20 protein-coding genes are annotated in these 21,235 nt (G+C 42.9%); 9 read left to right on the top strand and 11 right to left on the bottom strand.

The genetic code is table 11. The features are described 5' to 3' along the window. Positions 1 to 131: 131 nt before the first annotated feature. Positions 132 to 584, bottom strand: a complete 453-nt coding sequence (locus CXF86_RS05295) for an NUDIX hydrolase (protein ID WP_101089725.1) — start codon at positions 582 to 584, stop codon at positions 132 to 134. Further along, positions 577 to 1,260 (bottom strand): pseudouridine synthase, encoded by a 684-nt coding sequence (locus tag CXF86_RS05290; RefSeq protein ID WP_102038529.1) that lies wholly within the window; start codon positions 1,258 to 1,260, stop codon positions 577 to 579. Before CXF86_RS05290 ends, CXF86_RS05295 begins: the two co-directional genes overlap by 8 nt. 296 nt (positions 1,261 to 1,556) lie before the next feature. Here CXF86_RS05290 and CXF86_RS05285 point away from each other — a divergent pair, with 296 nt between their 5' ends. Beyond that, positions 1,557 to 3,782 (top strand): NADP-dependent isocitrate dehydrogenase, encoded by a 2,226-nt coding sequence (locus CXF86_RS05285; protein WP_102038528.1) that lies wholly within the window; start codon positions 1,557 to 1,559, stop codon positions 3,780 to 3,782. Positions 3,783 to 3,877: 95 nt separating this feature from the next. Here CXF86_RS05285 and cspD read toward each other — a convergent pair whose 3' ends face one another. Beyond that, positions 3,878 to 4,084, bottom strand: a complete 207-nt coding sequence (gene cspD / locus CXF86_RS05280; RefSeq protein WP_101089728.1) for a cold shock domain-containing protein CspD — start codon at positions 4,082 to 4,084, stop codon at positions 3,878 to 3,880. 505 nt (positions 4,085 to 4,589) lie between these two features. Here cspD and clpS point away from each other — a divergent pair. Next, positions 4,590 to 4,898, top strand: coding sequence for an ATP-dependent Clp protease adapter ClpS (clpS, locus tag CXF86_RS05275; protein WP_101089729.1), 309 nt, complete (start codon positions 4,590 to 4,592; stop codon positions 4,896 to 4,898). Positions 4,899 to 4,934: 36 nt separating this feature from the next. After that, complete coding sequence (clpA, locus tag CXF86_RS05270) at positions 4,935 to 7,193, top strand: ATP-dependent Clp protease ATP-binding subunit ClpA (protein WP_101089730.1); 2,259 nt, start codon at positions 4,935 to 4,937, stop codon at positions 7,191 to 7,193. 148 nt (positions 7,194 to 7,341) lie between these two features. Here the strand turns inward: clpA and infA are convergent, their stop codons facing one another. The 3 genes from infA to aat all read right to left on the bottom strand — a co-directional run bounded on the left by infA (position 7,342) and on the right by aat (position 9,104). Further along, positions 7,342 to 7,560 (bottom strand): translation initiation factor IF-1, encoded by a 219-nt coding sequence (gene infA, locus CXF86_RS05265; protein WP_005500725.1) that lies wholly within the window; start codon positions 7,558 to 7,560, stop codon positions 7,342 to 7,344. 112 nt (positions 7,561 to 7,672) lie between these two features. After that, the gene (locus tag CXF86_RS05260; RefSeq protein WP_101089731.1) at positions 7,673 to 8,404 is read right to left on the bottom strand and encodes an arginyltransferase; all 732 of its coding nucleotides are present in this window, start codon (positions 8,402 to 8,404) and stop codon (positions 7,673 to 7,675) included. Next, entirely contained in the window at positions 8,394 to 9,104 is a 711-nt protein-coding gene (gene aat / locus CXF86_RS05255; protein ID WP_101089732.1) for a leucyl/phenylalanyl-tRNA--protein transferase, read from the bottom strand. The genes CXF86_RS05260 and aat overlap by 11 nt, the downstream gene beginning before the upstream one ends. A gap of 53 nt (positions 9,105 to 9,157) precedes the next feature. Here aat and CXF86_RS05250 point away from each other — a divergent pair, with 53 nt between their 5' ends. Continuing rightward, a complete protein-coding gene (locus CXF86_RS05250) occupies positions 9,158 to 9,634 on the top strand; it encodes an outer membrane lipoprotein (RefSeq protein ID WP_102038536.1) in 477 nt (158 codons plus the stop codon). Positions 9,635 to 10,210: 576 nt separating this feature from the next. Then, the gene (locus CXF86_RS05245) at positions 10,211 to 11,401 is read left to right on the top strand and encodes an AAA family ATPase (protein WP_102038527.1); all 1,191 of its coding nucleotides are present in this window, start codon (positions 10,211 to 10,213) and stop codon (positions 11,399 to 11,401) included. 372 nt (positions 11,402 to 11,773) lie between these two features. Here the strand turns inward: CXF86_RS05245 and CXF86_RS05240 are convergent, their stop codons facing one another. Continuing rightward, complete coding sequence (locus tag CXF86_RS05240; protein ID WP_102038526.1) at positions 11,774 to 13,141, bottom strand: aminotransferase-like domain-containing protein; 1,368 nt, start codon at positions 13,139 to 13,141, stop codon at positions 11,774 to 11,776. Positions 13,142 to 13,246: 105 nt separating this feature from the next. Here CXF86_RS05240 and CXF86_RS05235 point away from each other — a divergent pair, with 105 nt between their 5' ends. Beyond that, entirely contained in the window at positions 13,247 to 13,852 is a 606-nt protein-coding gene (locus tag CXF86_RS05235) for a LysE family translocator (protein WP_102038525.1), read from the top strand. 68 nt (positions 13,853 to 13,920) lie between these two features. Here the strand turns inward: CXF86_RS05235 and CXF86_RS05230 are convergent, their stop codons facing one another. After that, complete coding sequence (locus tag CXF86_RS05230) at positions 13,921 to 14,571, bottom strand: glutathione S-transferase (protein WP_102038535.1); 651 nt, start codon at positions 14,569 to 14,571, stop codon at positions 13,921 to 13,923. Between the two features lie 269 nt (positions 14,572 to 14,840). Here CXF86_RS05230 and CXF86_RS05225 point away from each other — a divergent pair, with 269 nt between their 5' ends. After that, the gene (locus CXF86_RS05225) at positions 14,841 to 15,824 is read left to right on the top strand and encodes an oxygen-dependent tRNA uridine(34) hydroxylase TrhO (protein ID WP_102038524.1); all 984 of its coding nucleotides are present in this window, start codon (positions 14,841 to 14,843) and stop codon (positions 15,822 to 15,824) included. Positions 15,825 to 15,873: 49 nt separating this feature from the next. Here CXF86_RS05225 and CXF86_RS05220 read toward each other — a convergent pair whose 3' ends face one another. Both CXF86_RS05220 and CXF86_RS05215 read right to left on the bottom strand, forming a co-directional pair. After that, entirely contained in the window at positions 15,874 to 16,653 is a 780-nt protein-coding gene (locus CXF86_RS05220; RefSeq protein WP_374702324.1) for a slipin family protein, read from the bottom strand. Positions 16,654 to 16,675: 22 nt separating this feature from the next. After that, positions 16,676 to 18,070, bottom strand: coding sequence for an NfeD family protein (locus CXF86_RS05215; protein WP_102038523.1), 1,395 nt, complete (start codon positions 18,068 to 18,070; stop codon positions 16,676 to 16,678). A gap of 298 nt (positions 18,071 to 18,368) precedes the next feature. Between CXF86_RS05215 and yegD the strand changes: the two genes are divergently transcribed. Further along, positions 18,369 to 19,739, top strand: coding sequence for a molecular chaperone (gene yegD / locus CXF86_RS05210; protein WP_102038522.1), 1,371 nt, complete (start codon positions 18,369 to 18,371; stop codon positions 19,737 to 19,739). Positions 19,740 to 19,787: 48 nt separating this feature from the next. Next, the gene (locus CXF86_RS05205; RefSeq protein WP_102038521.1) at positions 19,788 to 20,276 is read left to right on the top strand and encodes a CreA family protein; all 489 of its coding nucleotides are present in this window, start codon (positions 19,788 to 19,790) and stop codon (positions 20,274 to 20,276) included. A 149-nt stretch (positions 20,277 to 20,425) separates the two neighbouring features. Here CXF86_RS05205 and CXF86_RS05200 read toward each other — a convergent pair whose 3' ends face one another. Next, positions 20,426 to 21,001 (bottom strand): type II secretion system protein, encoded by a 576-nt coding sequence (locus CXF86_RS05200; protein WP_101089740.1) that lies wholly within the window; start codon positions 20,999 to 21,001, stop codon positions 20,426 to 20,428. Positions 21,002 to 21,235: the final 234 nt, after the last annotated feature.

Here is a 21,235-nt window from a genome sequence, read left to right as displayed (position 1 = left end):
CCTTTGTGTTTAACGAGTGTCGCAGCCATATATTAGCTAAATATATGGGTAAAAAATCTAATTACAAGGGAGCCTAACATCAGCCGCTTTCTGCGGGGGCATATTCTACCATGCATTGGGAGACTGAGCTATCAAAGCAATTGATCATTTAGTATTTCGAGAGGATAGCGCTTATTGTTTTGATAATCTTCAATGCATTTAAGCACTAGCGGGCTTCGTAGCTTAGATTTAAGCGCAACTATTTCAGTAAATGTAAGCCATTTAGTGGTCTGTATGGCAGGATCTAAAGGCGTAGAAATCAAGCATTTTTTAAGCGTTAAATAAAAGGTATAACGCACAAATGCAAGTTGCTCAGTTGCGGTATATTGATATATTGCCACGAGTCCCTCGGGTTCGATATCGAGCCCTGTTTCCTCTTGAACTTCGCGAATACACGCAGCGACAATCGATTCATTTGCCTCAAGGTGGCCAGCTGGCTGATTATATCTAATTTCACCATCAATCAGCTCTTCAACCAATAAGTAACGATCGTTAGAGGCAATGACGCAGGCTACCGTGGTGTTTGGTTTATACCGTTCAGACACTTTTAGACCTCATATCCAATTGGCGGTACTGGCCATTGGGTAGATCATCTAGACTCCATTGGCCTATTTTATAGCGGATTAATCTTAAGGTAGGAAAACCGATATTAGCGGTCATTCTTCTCACCTGACGATTTCTGCCCTCACAAATCTCAATGGTTAACCACGTCGTTGGAATGTTGGCACGCTCGCGTATAGCGGGCGTGCGCGGCCATATTGTTGGGTTTTCCATGATATTAATTTTTGCTGGTAAGGTTAGACCGTCTTTAAGTTCGACCCCTTGGCGGAGTTTATCGAGATCGACTTCGGTGGGGGCGCCTTCGACTTGAACCCAATATGTTTTAAAGGTTTTCTTTTTAGGTTCAGTAATTTGAGCTTGTAACTTACCATCATTAGTCAGTAATAAAAGGCCTTCACTGTCTCGGTCTAATCTGCCCGCGGCATAAACATCTTGAATAGGAATATAGTCTTTTAAGGTTTTACGGCCCTGTTCATCTGTAAATTGACAAAGTACATCAAATGGTTTGTTGAACAATACGATGATAGGGTCTTGCACCTCTTTAGGTTTAGCGCTTGGTCGTGATTGGCGGTAGGGCTTGTTTGCCGATGTTGCAGAGAAGCCATTTGGTTTGGTGAATTTATTATGTTGTATTTTTTTCTTTGAAAATGGCTGAGTCACGCGAATTAACTTTTAAAAAGGGGCTAATTATTACATTGTACTGCTCATTGGCCATTAGTGGAATTTGAATCTTGCTCGGAATGTTTTATGATGTCGGCCATAAAAGTGTGATCCGCAACTAAAATCGCGTGTTTATGCGATCTCAATTGAGAACGTAGCGGCAAACAATATAAAAAATTATCGCACAGCGTGAGTGACGATAAGTATCGAAAGTGACTGAATTTTTTACCTTTTAATCATAAAGATAGACATAATTATTATAAAAATCTTAAATTTAAAATAATGTAGGACAAAAAATGAACGATAAATCATCAACGATCATCTATACCGAAACTGACGAAGCTCCAGCACTCGCCACTCTTTCTTTGTTACCTATTATTCAGAAGTTCACTCAAAGTGCAGGTGTTAACGTCGAGACTCGTGATATTTCACTGTCTGGCCGGATCATCTCTGTTTTCCCTGAAAACTTAACCGCTGAGCAAAAAATCAGTGATGCGCTTGCTGAACTTGGCGAGCTGGCTAAATCACCAGCAGCTAACATCATCAAGCTGCCAAATGTCAGCGCATCCGTGCCGCAGCTTAAAGCCTGTATTTTAGAACTGCAGAATAAAGGCTATGACATTCCTAGCTATCCTGATGAGCCCGCAAGCGATATTGAAAAAGATATCCAAGCGCGTTACGACAGAATTAAAGGCAGCGCGGTAAACCCTGTATTGCGCGAAGGAAACTCAGATCGCCGTGCACCCGGTTCGGTAAAGAAGTTTGCTCAAAAAAATCCACATTCAATGGGGAAATGGTCTACAGACTCTAAGTCTCACGTTGCTCATATGAGTGAAGGTGATTTTTATGGCAGTGAAAAATCGGTCACTGTTGCAACAGCGGGTAGTGTTTCAATTGTATTGAACAAAACCGATGGGTCTGAACAAGTATTGCGTAGTGCTATCGCATTGAAAGCCGATGAAGTGATTGATTCTGCTGTCATGAGCAAAGCAGCTTTAGTGAGTTTTTACGAGCGTGAATCAGAAAAAGCTAAACAGCAGGATGTTTTATTATCACTGCATTTAAAAGCGACCATGATGAAAGTATCGGATCCGATTCTTTTTGGTCATGCGGTTAAAGTTTACTACAAAGATGTATTTGCGAAGCACGGCAAGTTATTTGAAGAACTTGGCGTTGATGTTAACAATGGTGTGGGTGATGTTTACGCCAAAATTGCCACTTTACCTGCAGATCAAAGAGCGGCTATTGAGGCGGATATCGCAGCAGTATACGCATGCAGTGCTGAACTGGCGATGGTTGACTCTGACAAAGGCATTACTAACTTACACGTTCCAAGTGACGTCATTATTGATGCCTCTATGCCTGCCGCTATTCGTACTTCAGGTAAGATGTGGGGTCCAGATGGTCAGCTAAAAGACATGAAAGCAATGATCCCAGATCGTTGTTACGCTGGCGTTTATCAAGAAACCATTGATTTCTGCATCAAGCATGGCGCATTTAACCCTAGCACTATGGGAAGCGTGCCAAACGTTGGCCTTATGGCCCAAAAAGCAGAAGAGTACGGTAGCCACGACAAAACATTTGAAATTGCAGCGGCGGGTAGCGTTAATGTCGTTGACCAAAGTGGCGTAGTGCTAATGTCACACAAGGTTGAAGCCGGTGATATTTTCAGAATGTGCCAAGTTAAAGATGCGCCAATTCGTGATTGGGTAAAGCTTGCGGTTAATCGTTCACGCTTGTCAGCGACTCCTGCAATATTTTGGTTAGATGCTGATCGAGCGCATGATGCTGAAATCATTAAAAAGGTTGAGCTGTATCTAAAAGATCATGATACCAATGGTCTTGAACTGCACATCATGTCTCCGGTTGACGCGACACGCTATACGCTTGAACGTGTAAAAGCGGGTAAAGATACTATCTCAGTAACGGGTAACGTGCTGCGTGATTATCTCACTGATTTATTTCCTATTTTAGAACTGGGTACCAGTGCTAAAATGCTTTCAATCGTGCCACTTATGAACGGTGGCGGCTTGTTTGAAACGGGTGCGGGTGGCAGTGCGCCTAAGCATGTTCAACAAGTTGAGAAAGAAGGTCATCTTCGTTGGGATTCATTAGGTGAGTTTTTAGCGTTAGGTGCATCATTAGAGCATCTAAGCCAGACAACCAACAACGCAAAAGCACAAGTATTAGCTGATACGCTAGACTTGGCCATTGGTCAGTTCCTTGATACCAATAAGTCACCGTCACGTCGTGTAGGTGAGCTTGATAATCGGGGTAGCCATTTCTACCTAGCGATGTATTGGGCACAAGCGTTAACGGCGCAAACACAAGATAGCGAGCTACAAACACAGTTTGCGCAGTTTGCTGAAGACTTGGCGAGTAATGAAGAAAAGATTGTTACTGAGCTAAATAGTGTGCAAGGCCCAGCAGTAGATTTAGGCGGTTATTATCGTTTAGATGCTGTGAAAGCGGCTAACGCTATGCGCCCAAGTGCGACGCTAAACGCACTTGTTAACGGCTAAAATATTCAGGCCTGTATTGCACAGGCCTTTTTTAATAAGCAATAAAAAGCAGAGTAGATCACTACTCTGCTTTTTTTATTTCAAACACATCTAATTTAGTTAGCTGTTGATATTGCTGACGCGTGCATACCTTTTGGTCCTGCTTCCACTTCGAAACTGACGGGTTGGCCTGCTTTTAGAGTTCGATAGCCTTCCATTTCGATGGTAGAATAGTGCGCAAAAACGTCTTCACCGCCAGCATCAGGGCAAATAAACCCGAATCCTTTGGCGTTGTTGAACCATTTAACAGTTCCGCTTGCCATACTTCCACTTCCTTCTGTTGTTCACTTCCCAGTAAGATAGTCAAACATATCAGCGAGGAAAATCCTCGCGTACTGAACAGAATGAAAGCAGAAAAGTTGCTTGTCAAGATAAAATTAACAAGTAGGTAACATTTTTACAAACAAAGTAGCACATACTATTTGGTATGATACCAATTGCATTAAAAGTTTGACCATTCAGCGGGAATTCAAAGCCCTGTAGGCGAGATGGGGGATTGAAGCTAATAGTTATTCTATATCTAAAGCCCACAACGAAGCTTAAAGGGCTTTGAAACCCGCACTAAGTGAGCGCCTCAGATTTTCCACTTCTGCTTTGCAGTGCTTTAACAGGGAATAACCCTTTTTCACCAATGTGCCTTGAATTGAAAAGTCTGAGGCTCTCTGGATTGGTCAAATACTTAATGCAATTGGTATGATTTGTGGTATTAAATAGATTGAGTTCGATAATCAATTGGAACAAGCCAAGACTAGAGGCTAGTATTGAAACATGAGTAGAACAGAAAACGTAGAACACGTAGAAGAGAGTGTTGAATCAGAACTAAAACAACCTTCTATGTATAAAGTTATATTGAATAACGATGATTACACTCCAATGGACTTCGTTATTGAGATTTTACAGCTATTTTTTAGAAAGGATGAAGCACAAGCCACTGAAATAATGCTTGCCATTCATCATCAAGGAAAGGGGATTTGTGGTGTTTTCCCTTTTGGTATTGCAGAAACTAAGGTTGCTCAGGTAAATCAGTTTGCAAGACAAAACGAACATCCGTTACTGTGTTCTTTAGAGGAGGCCTAATTTGGTTGAATCTGTTTTTAATTTTTGGGGGTGCTTATGCTAAATAAAGATCTTGAAGTCACCTTAAACCTGGCTTTTCAGCAAGCCAGAGATGCACGTCATGAATATATGACGGTTGAGCATCTATTGTTGGCGTTAATCGATAATCCGGCCGCACAAGAGGCGTTAGTTGCTTGCGGAGCAAACCTCGATAAACTCCGAGGCGAAGTCTCGAGTTTTATTCAACAAACTACGCCTATCATTTCCGATCCTGAAGAAGAGAAAGAAACTCAGCCCACGCTCGGTTTTCAGCGCGTTTTACAACGAGCCGTTTTTCATGTCCAATCATCTGGGCGTAACGAAGTTACTGGCGCAAATGTGTTAGTGGCTATCTTTAGCGAACAAGAATCTCAAGCTGTTTATCTATTGCGCTCAGGCGATGTGACTCGTCTAGATGTGGTCAATTTCATTTCACACGGTTCGTCAAAAAATGATGTTGATACCGATGCCGAACCCAATCGCATTGAAGATCAAACTGAGACGGAAGAAGAGCGCAGCATCTTGTCGCAATTTACCTCTAACTTGAATGAGTTAGCTAAAAAAGGTGAAATCGACCCATTGATTGGTCGCAGCGAAGAGATTGAACGTTCAATTCAGACCTTGTGTCGCCGCCGTAAGAATAACCCCTTGTTAGTGGGGGAAGCCGGTGTCGGTAAAACGGCAATTGCAGAAGGGCTAGCGTACCGTATCGTCAAGGATGAAGTGCCTGAAGTCATGAGTAAGGCAACGGTTTACTCGCTTGATTTAGGAGCATTGCTTGCGGGGACTAAGTATCGTGGCGATTTTGAGAAACGCTTTAAAGGTTTGCTCAAAGAGCTTGCAAATGATAAACATGCGATTTTATTTATCGACGAAATCCATACTATTATCGGTGCAGGCTCCGCATCTGGCGGCGTGATGGATGCCTCCAACTTACTTAAACCGCTGCTTTCAAGTGGTAATTTAAGATGTATGGGCTCCACAACGTTCCAAGAGTACCAAAGTATTTTTGAGAAGGACCGTGCATTGGCACGTCGCTTCCAAAAAGTGGATATCAATGAGCCCTCTGTTGCTGAGACGACCAAAATCCTTCAAGGACTGAAGTCGAAATATGAAGAATATCATAATGTGCGCTACACGCAGGCGGCGTTGAGTGTTGCTGCAAAGCTGTCTGATAAGCACATTAACGATAGACATTTACCTGACAAAGCGATTGATGTGATCGATGAAGCGGGCGCTCGAATGGCGATGTTGCCTGCCAATAAGCGTAAAAAAACCATCGGTCAAAGTGAAATCGAAACCATCATCGCAAAAATGGCGCGTATACCTGAGAAGTCGGTATCGAGTTCTGATAAGGATATGCTCAAGAACCTTGAGCGTAACCTTAAGATGGTCGTATTTGGGCAAGACATCGCGATTGAGGGGCTTAGTGCCGCTATTCGTCTATCTCGTAGTGGACTCGGCGGTGAGAATAAACCTGTCGGTAGCTTCTTGTTTGCCGGTCCTACCGGCGTCGGTAAAACGGAGGTGACGAGTCAGCTGGCTAAATGCCTTGGCCTTAGTCTTGTTAGATTTGATATGTCTGAATATATGGAAAGCCATACGGTGTCACGCCTGATTGGTGCTCCTCCTGGGTATGTCGGTTATGACCAAGGTGGCTTATTAACCGATGCAGTGATTAAGAACCCACACTGTGTGGTATTGCTCGATGAAATAGAAAAAGCCCATCCCGACGTCTATAATCTGCTGCTGCAAGTGATGGATCACGGTACGTTGACAGATAATAACGGCCGTAAAGCCGATTTTAGACATGTCACTGTCGTGATGACCACCAATGCTGGTGTACAGGAAACGGTTCGTAAATCGATAGGTTTTAAGCAACAAGATCATACTCAAGATGCGTTATCGGAAATCAACAAGGTGTTCTCACCTGAATTCCGTAACCGTTTGGATTCCATTATCTGGTTTAACCACCTTGATATGACCGTTATTGCTAAGGTAGTTGATAAGTTCTTAGTCGAGTTACAAGCTCAGCTAGACGACAAGTCAGTGATGCTCCATGTCAGTGATGAAGCGAGAACCCTATTAGCGGCGAAAGGTTACGACAAGTCTATGGGGGCAAGGCCAATGGCGCGCGTAGTGACGGATTTAATCAAACGTCCACTTGCAGATGCGATTCTATTTGGTGACCTTGAAAAAGGCGGTGTTGCCCATGTTGATGTGAAAGGCGATGAGATTGTGATTAAAGTTGAGTCACAGCAAAAAGCCATGCATTAAATGCCGTTGAGTGGAGTCATCATTTGGCTCCATTCTTTGTTGATTGATAGCGATGCTTAGCATCGTTATCAAACATCACCGAATTGCAGATAATAAAAAGCCGGCATAAGCCGGCTTTTTTTTCGATACGTTATAGGCTAATAATAACTTAGCGTGAACGGAAGACGATGCGTCCTTTGCTCAAATCGTAAGGGGTCAGCTGAACCGTTACCTTGTCACCCGTAAGAATACGGATATAGTTTTTACGCATTTTTCCTGAAATGTGTGCCGTTACGACATGACCATTTTCAAGTTCTACACGAAACATTGTATTTGGCAAGGTTTCAAGGATTGTGCCTTGCATTTCAATGTTGTCTTCTTTCGCCATTAATCAGTTATCCTGTTAGCCTTCAAATATTAAAAACGGGCATATCATGCCGTAAATTCACGTCACTGTAAAGAAAAGGTTGAGTGAACCACAGCTGTAGAGCCGTTATTGCTTAAATGTTTATGTTTTTGATCTTAATCTCTGTAACCCAGCCAGAACGCGTGAGAATTTGGTGGGGACGGTAGTCTCGTTTGTAATTCATCTTTCTAGAATCATCAATTTGATAGCCTAAATATAAAAATTGTTTCTGCATCATTTTGGCTATCTTGGTTTGCAGCAATATTAACAGACTTCCTAAAGATCGTTTATGCTCATTTGGATCAAAATAGCTATAAATGGCAGATAAACTGTTCGGAAGCACATCTGTGACTGCTACACCAATCAGTTTGTCAGCGATAGATAGCTCTATAAACACTGGTTGAGTCCAATTTGCGGTGGCAAAACTATCGTACTGTTCTGGTGTGGCAGGGTACATTGGACCGTCTAAATGGCGTGTATTAACATATCGCTCATATAAGGCATATTGCTCATCTGTTTTATGATCGACAATTTTCCAGCTTAAATCTTGATTATTTTTTAGGGTGCGCTTTTGTCTTTTTGATAACTTGAATTCATCGATTTCAAGTCTAATGGGTAAACATGCGTTGCAGTGAGGGCATTGTGGTTTATAGATCATACTGCTGCTGCGACGAAAACCTAACGCCAGTAGCTGCTCAAATAATCCCGCATCAATGATATCCTCTTGCAATACTAAGAGTTGCTCTTGTTGCTCCTCTAGGTAGCTACAAGGAAAGATTTTGGTTTTTCCAACCGTGACAGGTCTAGATTTAGAGTTAGAGTTCAATCGGTACCTCTGCAGTTAACCAGCTGTTCGGGTTAACGTTGCCGTCTCTTAGGTGCTTAAGGAGCGCGAGAAAATCTTTTCGTGTTATTGCTTTTGCGCCCAAGCTGTCCAAGTGTGGGTTAACTACTTGTGCATCAATGAGTTTAAAGCCACACCGTATTAGGTGTTGCTGTAATAAGATCATAGCAGCTTTAGAGGCATTAGTACGAAGGTGGAACATCGATTCTCCGCAAAAAACTTGTCCAATAGCCAGCCCATAAAGGCCTCCAATGAGGCTGCCTTCTTCCCATACTTCAATTGAGTGAGCATGGCCTTGATGATGCAACTTAAGATAAGCCTGCTGAATATCATCTGAAATCCAGGTTTCATCTTGCTTAGCTCTTGGGGCTGCGCAAGCTTGAATGACAGCGGAAAACTGTTTGTTAATGCTATAGGTCCACTTTTGTTTTTTTAAATGTTTCAATAAGCTACGGCTTATTTTTAAATTTCCGGGAACAAAAACCGCACGCGGATCGGGAGACCACCACAAAATGGGATCATCTTGATTAAACCAAGGGAAAATCCCATTGTAGTAAGCATTTAGCAGCCTTTCAGGTTGCAGATCGCCACCAACCGCGAGTAGCCCATTAGGGTCGCTTAGCGCTTGCTCTGCTGGTGGAAAATCTTGTTGATCTTGATTTAAATAGGACAGTGAGTTCACAATTGAGTAAAATTAGGCAATGTACATACCTTTAAGTTAGCGGAAAAATGCATATGTTGAAACCTCATCTTATTGTTTTTACGGTTATCAGTTTATTATTTAGTATACCCCAACTAAGCGCTGCGCCTTATGATCGTAATCAGGCTGTTGCAGTTGAAAAAGTTGAATTTGGTCAAGTGGTTTCGGTAAGAAACATTACCGAGAAGCAATTGGTTGAAGATCGCAATACTGGCTGGAAGACATTTGGGGGGGCGTTAATTGGTGGTGTTGTAGGGCATCAATTTGGCGGTGGTTCAGGCCAAGATGTCGCGACAGTCTTGGGCGCGCTTCTAGGTGCTGGTATAGGTAATCGCTACGGTGATAGCTCATATTATCAAGAGCTTAAGTTAGTTGAAATGATGATTACCTTAGACACGGGTGAACAAGTGATGGTGATCCAAGACTTAGATCAAGGGATGATTTTTAACGTCAATGATGACGTTAGAGTGGTTTATCTTAAAGGCTACGTCAGAGTCGACCAGCAGATGTGATTGGCATTGTGGCATCGGATTTTACCCATAGGCGCAGCTTGATAAAGCGGCGCCTTTATTTTTAGTCGGAACAAAATTAGTGGCGCTTCGCCCATTCTTTTGTAAAGGGCAAAGTGCTTGCGTCCGCTCTTGATTTCATAAGAGTTAATCCCTCAGGGCTCCAGATGAAGTTGTTGATCTTCTGACTATTTTTTTAAAATCGTTATCGCCTCTATTTGCCATCTGCATAGGCAAGATATCTAAATTCCTTGAAGTCCATATATGGATGCACGAGAAAGACTATGGCCGAGCCCTCATGTTTCTGCTTTATCAAAGCGCTTTTAAATCAGTATTTTATGGTGGCTTCTATAACGTCCTATTATTTGATGCACAGCCTCTAGCAGCGGTCACTCGAACCTGAGAGCCTAGAACATCGGTTCCCCTGCAATGCAAAACTAGGCTAGGTGCCGTTCTCGGAAGTATACGTTTTAACCACGTGCTATAGCGCACATACTGAGGATACCTTGGTAGTACCCTCGACTATGTTGGTAGTATTCTCTACGACGTCCATTAGGCATTTATAAGAGAGATAAGTAAATGAACGCGTTATTACTACAAGTAAAGACACTCACCAACGGTGATCCTTTGTTGACAGCTGTCATTGTCGGAGTATTGACATTAACGTTAAGTGGACTAGTGGGCTATATGTTAAAAGGCATCCCCTCGAAGATGTTAAGCTGGGTCAGTAGCCTGCTGTCGATACGGCTGACTATAGACGACAGCCAGCAGGCGCGTACAGAGGTATTCAATAAACTGTCCTTTCTGATAAGTAACACTACCGTTCCGCTGTTTTCACGCTCTATCTCTGAGGCTGTGTACTTTGACTATCGTGCGAGTTACGACGGTCTTATCAGTGTTAAATCTATTGGTTACGGCATGCACGTGTTTAAATACGATGGTTGCTTCATGCTGGCAACTCGGTCCAAGGTCGATAGCACTATGCCGTACGATACTATTACTATAGCGGTACCATGGTGGTCGAGAGATAAACTATATAGTTTTTTAGAAGATGTTCGTGGAGACATATCTACTGAGCCAAAGGTTAATATTTTCGAGGACACTGAATGGTGTCGCTATGGCACATTGAAGTCATCAGGTTTTAGAGAATTAGTGCTAGATGGAGGGTTTAAGCAGGAGCTACTTCGTGAAGTAGGTAACTTTGCAAGTAGAGATAAATCGGTTGTAAGTAAGCTAACCTTACTGTTACATGGACGAACGGGTACCGGTAAGACCGGTATAGCTAGAGCCTTAGCCGTTGAGTATGGTCGCGATCTATACATACTTAATCTTTCTACTGTAAACGATGTCACTGTTCATAAGGCGATTAGAAAGATACCGCCTGGAGCCATGTTGTTAATAGAAGACTGTGACTGTGTAAAGGCTACGGTATCACGTGCTGCAGAAAGTAACGTAGATAATCCGCCGCTAACCTTAGGTGGCGTACTTAACGCGCTAGATGGAGTCATTCCTCTTGAAGACTGCCTTGTAATAATGACCACTAACCATCTTGAAAGTCTCGATCCTGCGTTGATACGTAAAGGTCGTGTAGATGTCAGTATTGAAGTACCGCTTATAAGTGCAAAACAAATCAATGAAGACTACCAGGAGCGTTTTGGCGCAGTTATCAATAGAACTGAACCTATGTTAGGTTGTGAAGTATATGAACTCCATCGTAGAGCCAGCTTAAGGTATGGTGTGTGTTGTAAGCCTCTAGGTCTATTAGGGTAAAATATGCCGCGTACATAAAAGAAAGGGGAGCAGAGCTTGATGGCTCCTCACGAATTTAAAAACTAGCTTATGTTGCAGTGATGAATAACCACTAGCATCTCGTGCTTAAAATTGACATAAATAAAAGAGCGAATAAAAAGAGCAAATAGAGTTAGGTTTTTTGCATAAATGAAGCTATTTTTCTAATCTAAGTCAGGTTAACTAGAACTAATAGTCTAAGTTGTTTATGCCCAAAAATGCGTTAGAAACGATCAAATACTACGTCGTCATAGCTCGATTTATAAGCTAATGTTACCAATTCAGTTCAATCTTTATTGTTGTTCTCCAACGACTCAAAGAGCGGTGCACACAGCCCGATGCTTAGAGGCTGCTTCAAACAAATGAGTAGCTGCTTTGACTTAGCTTTACTATCGTCGATTCAATCACTGCCAGCTGCTTTTCAAACTCGATTTCATCACATGTACCGCCAATGCTTAACCTAATATGATTCTGTTGATCATCAAAATCGTCACCATCACGAATTGATATTCCTTCTGCAGCAAGTGCAGCGACCACATGATGAGATTTCAGCGGTAGAGAAAGTTGTAGCCAGCCATTTAGCCCACGCCATGTTTGGTTTAAGTTCAAGCGCTCTCCCATAGCAATGCACAGACGTTGTCTGTGGGCTATTTGTAGTTCTCTGTCCCCCATAAATGACTTATTGCCAATGATCCTGCAGGCAAGCTCGGTATTGAGTGGCGACACCATCCAACATTGGCTGTAAAGTGCCTGCTTAATTTTAGCCAGCAAAGGGGAAGGGCACAGCAGAAAGCCTTGGCGTAAGCCACCACAAAACAGTTTTGATAAGCTTGATAGATAAATCACCTTTTGTTGCTGGCTACTTTCCGCTGAGGCTTGGTCTAAGCACCACATCGGCGTGTGCCATTCATTAGGCAAGCAGTAGTTCACATCGTCTTCAATAATAATGACGTCATATTGGCGTGCGAGATCGATAATGGTTTGCCGTTGCTGCAAGCTGTATTGAATGCAAGTCGGATTTTGGTTATTGGGCGTAAGGTAAATAACCTTAGGTTGGTAGCGAATCATCTTCTGTTCAAGTTCATCGAGCGCTAAGCCATCTTGGGTTAACGATACCTTCTCTATGTTAAGACAGAGTTGTTGCGCAGCGACTTTTATTCCTGGGTAGCAATTGTCTTCACATAACAGGGTTTCACCCGCATTCATTAATCCATTTAGTACTGAAAATATGGCTTGTTGTGCGCCATGGGTAAATACTATTTGATCGCAAGTTTGCGGGATATTACGTCTATGCAACCATTGGCTGAACTTGAGTTGATGCTGCGGCAGCGGATCAGCGTGGTATTGCATTAGCTGACCAATCGTATGCGGCTCTTTAGCCAGCTGGCTAAGAGCATCACTTATGATGGTAGTCTGGTTAGTTAAGGGCTGTTCACAGGTTGCAAAATTGGCGGCTTGCGGCTTGGATTTAAACTCTCGGCCTTTTACAAATGTGCCAGCGCCCACTTTGGCAAACACATAACCACGTTGCTCTAGCAGAGCATAGGCGCGCGTTACTGTGCCTATGGTAACACCAACGTTATCTGCTAGTTGCCGCTGAGGCGGAAGTTTACTGAGGGGCAATAATAAACCATCCTTTATCGCATCCTCAGCCGCCTCTGCAAGACGAACATACAAAGGCCCTTTGTAGTTATCGAGTGTTGGAATCCAAATTGTACCCATGACAATAAAACCATTGATCTCTATTTTGTATTGATTACTATGCGCCTTATATTGTGATTGTGTCAATTATTGTATGCGTACAATGTTGAGAGTAGGAGAAACTAAATGGATTCTATGTTGGCTTTAATGGCATCTGCGGCAATTTTTTGCGCGACGATGACAATGACGCCGGGCCCCAATAATATATTGCTTGCCACATCAGGCGCTAACTTTGGAGTTAAGCAGACGCTACCACATATTATTGGGATCCGTGTCGGGCAAACTTTATTGCATATTGCGATTTTATTAGGGGTTGGGGGGCTATTTCAAACTTGGCCCGTACTGCATAGCGGGTTAAAGGCTGCGTCTGTATTATACCTTGTCTATTTGGCCTATCGAGTGGTCAACATGCCTGTAGATGCAGATTATGAAGCTGCAGACAGAAAACCGATGTCGATGAAAGAGGCTGCGCTTTTTCAATGGATTAACCCGAAAAGTTGGATGGCAATTATCACTCTTTGTACTGCTTTTACGGTGAGCGGAGAAGCCTATTGGACTAGTGCGATATTGGGTTTATTGGTGTTTAACATCGTCGGTTTTCCAGCATCTTTCACTTGGGTCATACTCGGTGCGGCAATCAAAAATAAATTAAATTCAGCTAAACGACGCCGTTGCTTTAATTGGAGTATGGGTGGGTTACTTATGGTGATAATACCTATGATTGTGATATGAGTATCCCAGCTGTATTTTCTGCTACAGATGCCTGATAACGAAGTTACATTATTATTTTTACCAATTACTTACTGTCCAAAAACAAATGATTGATCACTCTCTAGCCAAGTCGGGAATTTTTGCATAACCGTGATAAATTCATCACTTTGAAGGTGGTTAGCTAGCCATAGTTGTACATTTTTATAAGCGGATTGCTCGAACCATGCTTTGTCGACATGAGCAAATTGCCTAATAAAAGGGTAGATGGCGTAGTCTGCAATACAGGGGGTCGCCCGTAAAAGCTGAGGGTGTTTGCTCAACAGATTCTCCAGCTGGGCGATAAACACTTCACCTTGCTCACGATAATACTGCTCATTGTATTCGGGGTGACGGTCGGCATATTTGTATTTATCTAGCCAAGATTTAAAAACCTGATCATTATAATCAATCAGTGCTTTAGCCGCTTCTTGCTTGTCGCTCGTCGCTGTTAGAAGTAGATCGTGGGGATCATTTTGCGCCAGTGCCCAACACATGATCTCAAAGCTCTCTTCAATCACTTCGCCATTTTGTAAAATTAATACTGGAACTGTGCCTTTAGGAGACGCTAAAAGCATCGCCTCTGGTTTATGTTTTAATACAATTTCACGCAAGCTAACAGGGGATTTTGCGAGAACTAGACCGAGCCTAGCGCGCATAGCGTAAGGGCAGCGTCGAAATGAATATAATGTGGGTAAGGTCATAATAATATTATTTGAATAAAAACTAGGGGCCATTTTTAACTGACTTAAGTGAAATAACAATCAATATTCGATTTTACGCGAATGGTAGCGTAAAAAATAAGACAACTTATTAAGTAAAAAATTCGATTAACCTTACTTTTTGTACCTGTTTGTTCTGATGTGATTCAGGTAGACTCCGCGCTTAATTTTGCGTAGTGGCTCACATTTTGTCGCTGCAGTACTAAATGCACTGAAGATTAAGCTTCAGCGAGCAGTAATAAGAGGTTTGTATGTCAAAAGTTGTTGTCTGTGCTATGTATAAGTTTGTGTCACTTCCTGAGTTTGAAAACATCCAAAAACCATTACTCAGTGTGATGGAAGCGTCGGGTGTTAAAGGCACATTGTTACTGGCAAACGAAGGTATCAATGGCACGGTTGCTGGCTCTCAAGCTGCAATTGATGCACTGCTCGCATGGTTATCGTCACAACCCGGGCTAGACAACATCGTGCACAAACTGTCTTTTGATGACGATATGCCTTTCTATCGCACTAAAGTTAAGCTTAAAAAAGAGATCGTGACCATGGGCGTCGAAGGTATTGACCCTAACAAAGTGGTGGGCACTTATGTTAAGCCAAAAGATTGGAACGCCCTGATTTCAGATCCTGAAGTGCTTTTGGTCGACACTCGTAATGACTACGAAGTCCAAATTGGTACCTTTAAAAATGCACTCGACCCACAAACAACCACGTTTAGAGAGTTCCCTGAATACGTTAAGCAAAACCTTGATCCGGCTAAGCATAAGAAAGTGGCCATGTTTTGCACTGGCGGAATTCGCTGTGAAAAATCGACAGCATATTTAAAAGAGCAGGGCTTTGATGATGTTTACCATCTAGAAGGTGGTATTTTGAAATACCTTGAAGAAGTTAAGCAGGAAGAAAGCTTGTGGGAAGGTGAGTGCTTTGTGTTTGATAATCGCGTCGCCGTTAATCATGATCTTGAAAAAGGTCAGTATGACCAATGTAATGCTTGCCGTATGCCTATCACCGTAGAAGAGAAAGCGTCAGCTCAGTTTGAGCAAGGTGTTAGCTGCCCTCATTGCATCGACACTGTGACCGATAAGCAACGTGAACGTTTTTTAGAGCGCGAGCGTCAGGTGCAATTATCAAAACAGCGTGGTGAAGCACATATCGGTAGCGATGTGAGCCAGGTAATAGAGTCTCGTAGAGCTAAGAAAGAGCAGCTTAAAAAAGCTCAAAATGAAAAAAATCTATAACGAGCACTCCAGTTAAACGAAAGGCAGCCTAGGCTGCCTTTTTTAGTTTTTACTCGCCATTGTTATTCGAGGGTTCGGTTTTTCTTTTTGCTAGACCAGCTGACTTCTCATCAGTATTCATTACACCATTGAGCAGGTCCATCGGCAATGGGAATAAAATTGTCGAATTTTTCTCACTGGCTATTTCAGTTAAGGTTTGTAAATATCTCAATAAAATGGCATTCGGTTCAGTGGCAAGTGTGGTCGCGGCTTCGACGAGTTTGCTCGATGCTTCCATCTCGCCCGAAGCATGGATGACCTTAGCACGACGCGTTCTTTCCGCTTCCGCTTGGCGAGCGATGGCTCTCACCATGGTCTCATTAAGATCAACATGTTTTATCTCGACGTTGGATACTTTTATCCCCCAATCATCAGTACGACCGTCAAGGATCACTTGTATATCGGCATTGAGCATCTCGCGATTGGCTAACATTTCATCCAGTTCATGCTGCCCTAATACCGAGCGTAAAGTGGTCTGTGCCAGTTGAGATGTTGCTTGTAAGAAGTCTTCGACATTGATAATGGCTTTTTGAGAATCAATCACCCGAAAGTACAGCACTGCATTGACCCTTACTGATACATTATCTCTGCTGATAACATCTTGGCTAGGCACATCCATAACAACGGTTCTTAGATCGACTCTTACCATCTGTTGAATAAATGGAATGACGATGATAAGTCCTGGTCCCTTTACGAGTTGGAAGCGCCCTAATAGAAAAATGACACCTCGTTCATATTCTCTCAAAATCCTGAATGTACTAATAAGCAGCGAGATAATGACAAAGATCATTACCGCACCGAATACTGCGCCGTTATTGATTGCGTACTCCATTAGAGGCCTCCTTAGCTTCAACGAGCGATACGAGTAGCGACAGGCCGTTAATTTCTATTACCGTTACGGCCTGACCTTTACTGAGTTTTATGGGACTGATTGCATTCCAACGTTCGCCATTCAAATTGACAAAACCTTGGCCTTCAAAATCATAAATTACCGTTGCGTTTGCGCCGATAATCGCTTCAGGACCCGTCACCACTGGGTTCTTTTTAGCCCGCCAAATAAAGCCTAGGGCGAATAAAAAAAACAATGTACTCAATACCGCCACACTGGCGATAAGAACACGTGATACTTGAAATTGGGGTTGTGCGGTATCAAAGAGAAATATCGATCCAACCACAAATGCGGTAATACCACCTAGGCCAAATATCCCAAAGCTGGGCAGCATTGATTCTGTTATCAGTAACACAATACCAAGAAGCAACAGTGCTAATCCCGCATAACTCAAGGGCAACATTTGGAATGCATAAAGAGCAATAATGAGTGAAATGGCACCGGTCACGCCCGCTAGCCCAACGCCAGGGCTATAAAACTCTAACAGCAAGCCGTAGACGCCGATGATCATTAAAATATAGGCAATATTGGGATTAGTGATTGTGGCTATAAACTGATTTTGCCAACTTGGCCGTTTATCCACTAATACTGCACCTTTTAGCTTTAGGGGGATTTTTGTTTCGCCAAAAGTAATGATGGTTCCATCAAGACGGCTAACGAGTTGTGTCGGAGACTCGGCAATCAAATCGATGACATTGAGTTCCAAAGCCTCACGCGCCGTTAACGTTGCAGCCTCTTTTACCGCAAGCTCTGCCCATTTTTCGTTTCGTCCTCTTAGTTGAGCTAACGAACGTATGTAGGCAATAGCATCATTAAGCACTTTTTTCTCCATTGCTGATGCAGTGATATTACTCGGTTTATCTGCTTCACTTTTATCCGCTGGAACGCTTTTTTCGGGACTAGGAGCACTTGGGCCTATTTGAACTGGCGTAGCCGCGCCTATCGTTGTTGCCTTTGCCATCGCTGCGACATGGCATGCATATAGAATGTAAGTGCCGGCGCTAGCGGCTCTGGCACCTTTAGGGTAAACCAAACATGCCACAGGAATATTGGAGGCCAAAATAGTTTGATTGATATCGCGAAGGCTAGAGACCAATCCGCCAGGGGTATCCAAAGTTATAATAATGAGTGGTGAGGTGTTTTGACTGTTTGCGACGTTAATTTCAGCGGTAAGATGTTCGCTTACTGCTGGCCCTATTGGACCTTTGATGCTAATTACGGGGATTTCTGAGGTAAGACTATTTTTTTCCGCACTTTGCACGCCCATGCAAAGCAATGAGATAAAGGTTACGAATAAGGCTAGCTTCCAGCCATACATAATAAGACCTTAGTTGTTTATCTAGTCGAGTCCCAGTGTCGGCATATGATTTAAGTTTAGTCGATTTTTACTCAATTGACTGAAATAGGCTCCCATTCGAATTTAAAAATGCTGATGGATATCCGCAAACGAAATGGAGTGAACTCGCTGCGCAGTTTTTCTTTACATTTCTCAAGTTATTGTCACAAGTGAATAGAAATCGTCGTTACTGATATTTTTTCAAAATAACGCTTTTTGCATCTTATTAACTGTGCTATTTTTCACGGCTTTTTTATGGGTAATAGGTAGGTATAGACGAATGTTTGTAGGATTTGATTACGGTAGTGCCAATTGTGCGATTGGTATTATGGATAACGGGCAGGTGGACTTGGTGCCTTTGTCTGGTGAATCGAAATATCTCACGTCTACTCTATACGCAATGGACAGAGAGTTGATTGCGGATGCCGTGTTAAGACAATTACCAGAGCCTCAGAAGGCCGAATACACCCGACTTAGATCTGCACAGCTAAGCCGAGCTGCGCATGCCCGCCGTGAACTGGATCTGTTACCTAACGAGCAAGCGGTGTTTGTCGGCGATGCAGCAGTAGAAGCCTATTTTGAGATGCCTGATGAAGGGTTTTATGTTCGCTCTCCAAAGTCATTTTTGGGTGCAACAGGCTTGAGAGATAATCAAATTGCGCTTTTTGAAGATATTGTCACATTAATGATGATGCACATTAAAGGCGCAGCAGAAAAAAGCATGGTCGCCACTGGCAACAAGATCACCCATGCGGTTATTGGCCGCCCAGTGAATTTTCAAGGCGTTGGCGGCGAGCAAAGCAACCAGCAAGCTGAGGCTATTTTATCGCTTGCAGCAAAACGTGCCGGATTTATTGATGTCGATTTTCTGTTTGAACCCCTGGCAGCGGGTATGGACTATGAAGCTTCTTTAGATGAAGATTTGACTGTGCTAGTAGTGGATGTTGGTGGTGGTACGACTGATTGCTCGATGGTGAAGATGGGGCCGAGTCATATCGATAAGCGTGACCGTAGCGTTGATTTCTTAGGCCATAGCGGCCAACGAATCGGCGGTAACGATCTTGATATCGCCTTGTCTATGGCTGCATTTATGCCACATCTTGGGTTGGGAAGTTTGATGGTCAATAAGCTACCTGTGCCAAGTAAACCTTTCTGGAATGCGGTCGCTGTTAACGATATTAGTGCGCAGCGTGATTTTGCTACAATAAAATCAAAAAAACTCATCGAAGATCTGGTGAGCGAAGCACGGCAACCTGAGTTGATAAACCGTTTACTCAAAGTGCAGAAAGAGCAGTTAGGCTATAAATTAGTACGCAGTGCAGAGCAAAGTAAGATAGCCTTATCTAGCGAGAACAGTATCGATACTCAACTCGAATATATAGATGCAGGCTTACATGCCAAAGTGACTGAAGCTGATTTTGAAAAAGCGATAACCATACCATTAAACAAAGTTGAATCATTAATGCGTGAGGCATTGAGCACATCAGGGGTTAAGCCCGATAGAATTTATGTCACCGGTGGTACCGCTCGAAGCCCAGCCATTTACCGACGTATTTCAGGCTTATTCCCGGACATTCCAATTGTTGTTGGTGATCACTTTGGTAGTGTTACTGCTGGATTAACACGTTGGGCGCAAAGAGTTTTTGCATAACGTTTTGTTCGTATCTCTCTGGCTCTACACAATGTTAAAGGATATAAAATGAGTAAGTTAGCACTAATAAAAGCCAGTATGCTTGGCGCTGTTGCCATGTTGACGTTAGCAGGCTGTGGCGATGACGTTGGCAAAGTCAGTCTTGGCTTATTTACCACTAAAGATATCATCATAGATGCACGCCCCGATCCTAAAATCGCGGGTGTTACCTGTCATATTAGCCGTATTGAAGCGAACCTCAGCTTGGCCGACCCTTCAGACATGAGTATCTCATGTCGTCAGACGGGGGTTATTTCGGCCGCAGATATAGCGAGTATCGATAAGAGTAAAAATGGTGAAGTGGTGTTTAAAGCGTCATTAAGTATTCTGTTTAAGACGCTAAAAGTACGCCGTATTTATGATGCTGAGAATCAGACGTTACTTTATCTGTCTTACTCGACAAAAGAGACCAATGGCAGCCATAAACATGCATTGTCTACGGTGCCGTTATATGGCACTCAAGCGTGGGTTGAGCCTTCAACAATGTCGAAGCACTAATATCGAAAAATGACTATCGACGCACTAATATTGCACTTTAATCTTGTAATGGATAAATGTTGGGATATTGGCAAGTGCTGTAGATGATAATTAAAGCCGCCATCAAGCAATTGTACTGGGCGGCTTTAATTTATGAGGTTAAATGCCGATTAATTGTCACTTATAATACTGACGACGGTGCCCGCAACAGAGTCGTACACAATCTTAATGTCTGCTGTTTTACGTCCCGCAACATCATTAAGCGTGCGTAATACATAGCTGCATTGGGTCTGTCCGGTTGAGTTGGTATCAGCTTGGTGGCGATAAGCTTGAAAATCACTGCCATTATCGACGCTTGATAAAGATACGCTGCCGGGTTCTTCAAGTAATGTTTCCCACAGATCAACACAGCCCTGTTCGCCCTGACCAATGTTGGTTGGTTGCCCCATAGGGTTGCCTTTATCAATCCCCAGAGGAAAACCCAACGTATTCATATCTAGCTTGCCACCCGCGTAGTTCGGCAAATCATTAAGTGAGCTATTGTTTCCCAATATTTGCCAACGGGTGTGGCTAAAGGTTATTGCCTGTTGGTAGGCTCCAGCGATAGCCTGAACTCGGCTAACTTCGGCATCTCGTCTAAAATCGATAAACTGTGACGCCGCAATAACGGCTAGAATACCGAGAACGATGATGACGACCACCAGTTCAATTAACGTAAATCCTTTGTTCTGACTATTTGCGGCCATGCAATTTTGACTTCCAATAAGGTGTTGCTATTCCACTAATAGTAATCGATTTGTTAAAAAACGGAAATAAAAAAACCGTCAACGAAGGCGTTGAATCTCGGTTATTTGAACTATGTACAAGACCCGCTTATATTTACCTTACGATAAAACACCTTTTGTAACGGTTTGCGGCTTTCAATTGCCAAATAAGTTGATTAGTTTTAATCACTAGATTGAGTATCACACTCAATGGGG

The sequence above is a fragment of the Shewanella sp. GutCb genome (assembly GCF_002836135.1).
In the GTDB taxonomy this organism is placed as follows: domain Bacteria; phylum Pseudomonadota; class Gammaproteobacteria; order Enterobacterales; family Shewanellaceae; genus Shewanella.
Note: the sequence above shows the minus strand (reverse complement) of the source record. Positions and strands in the feature narration are given on the sequence as shown.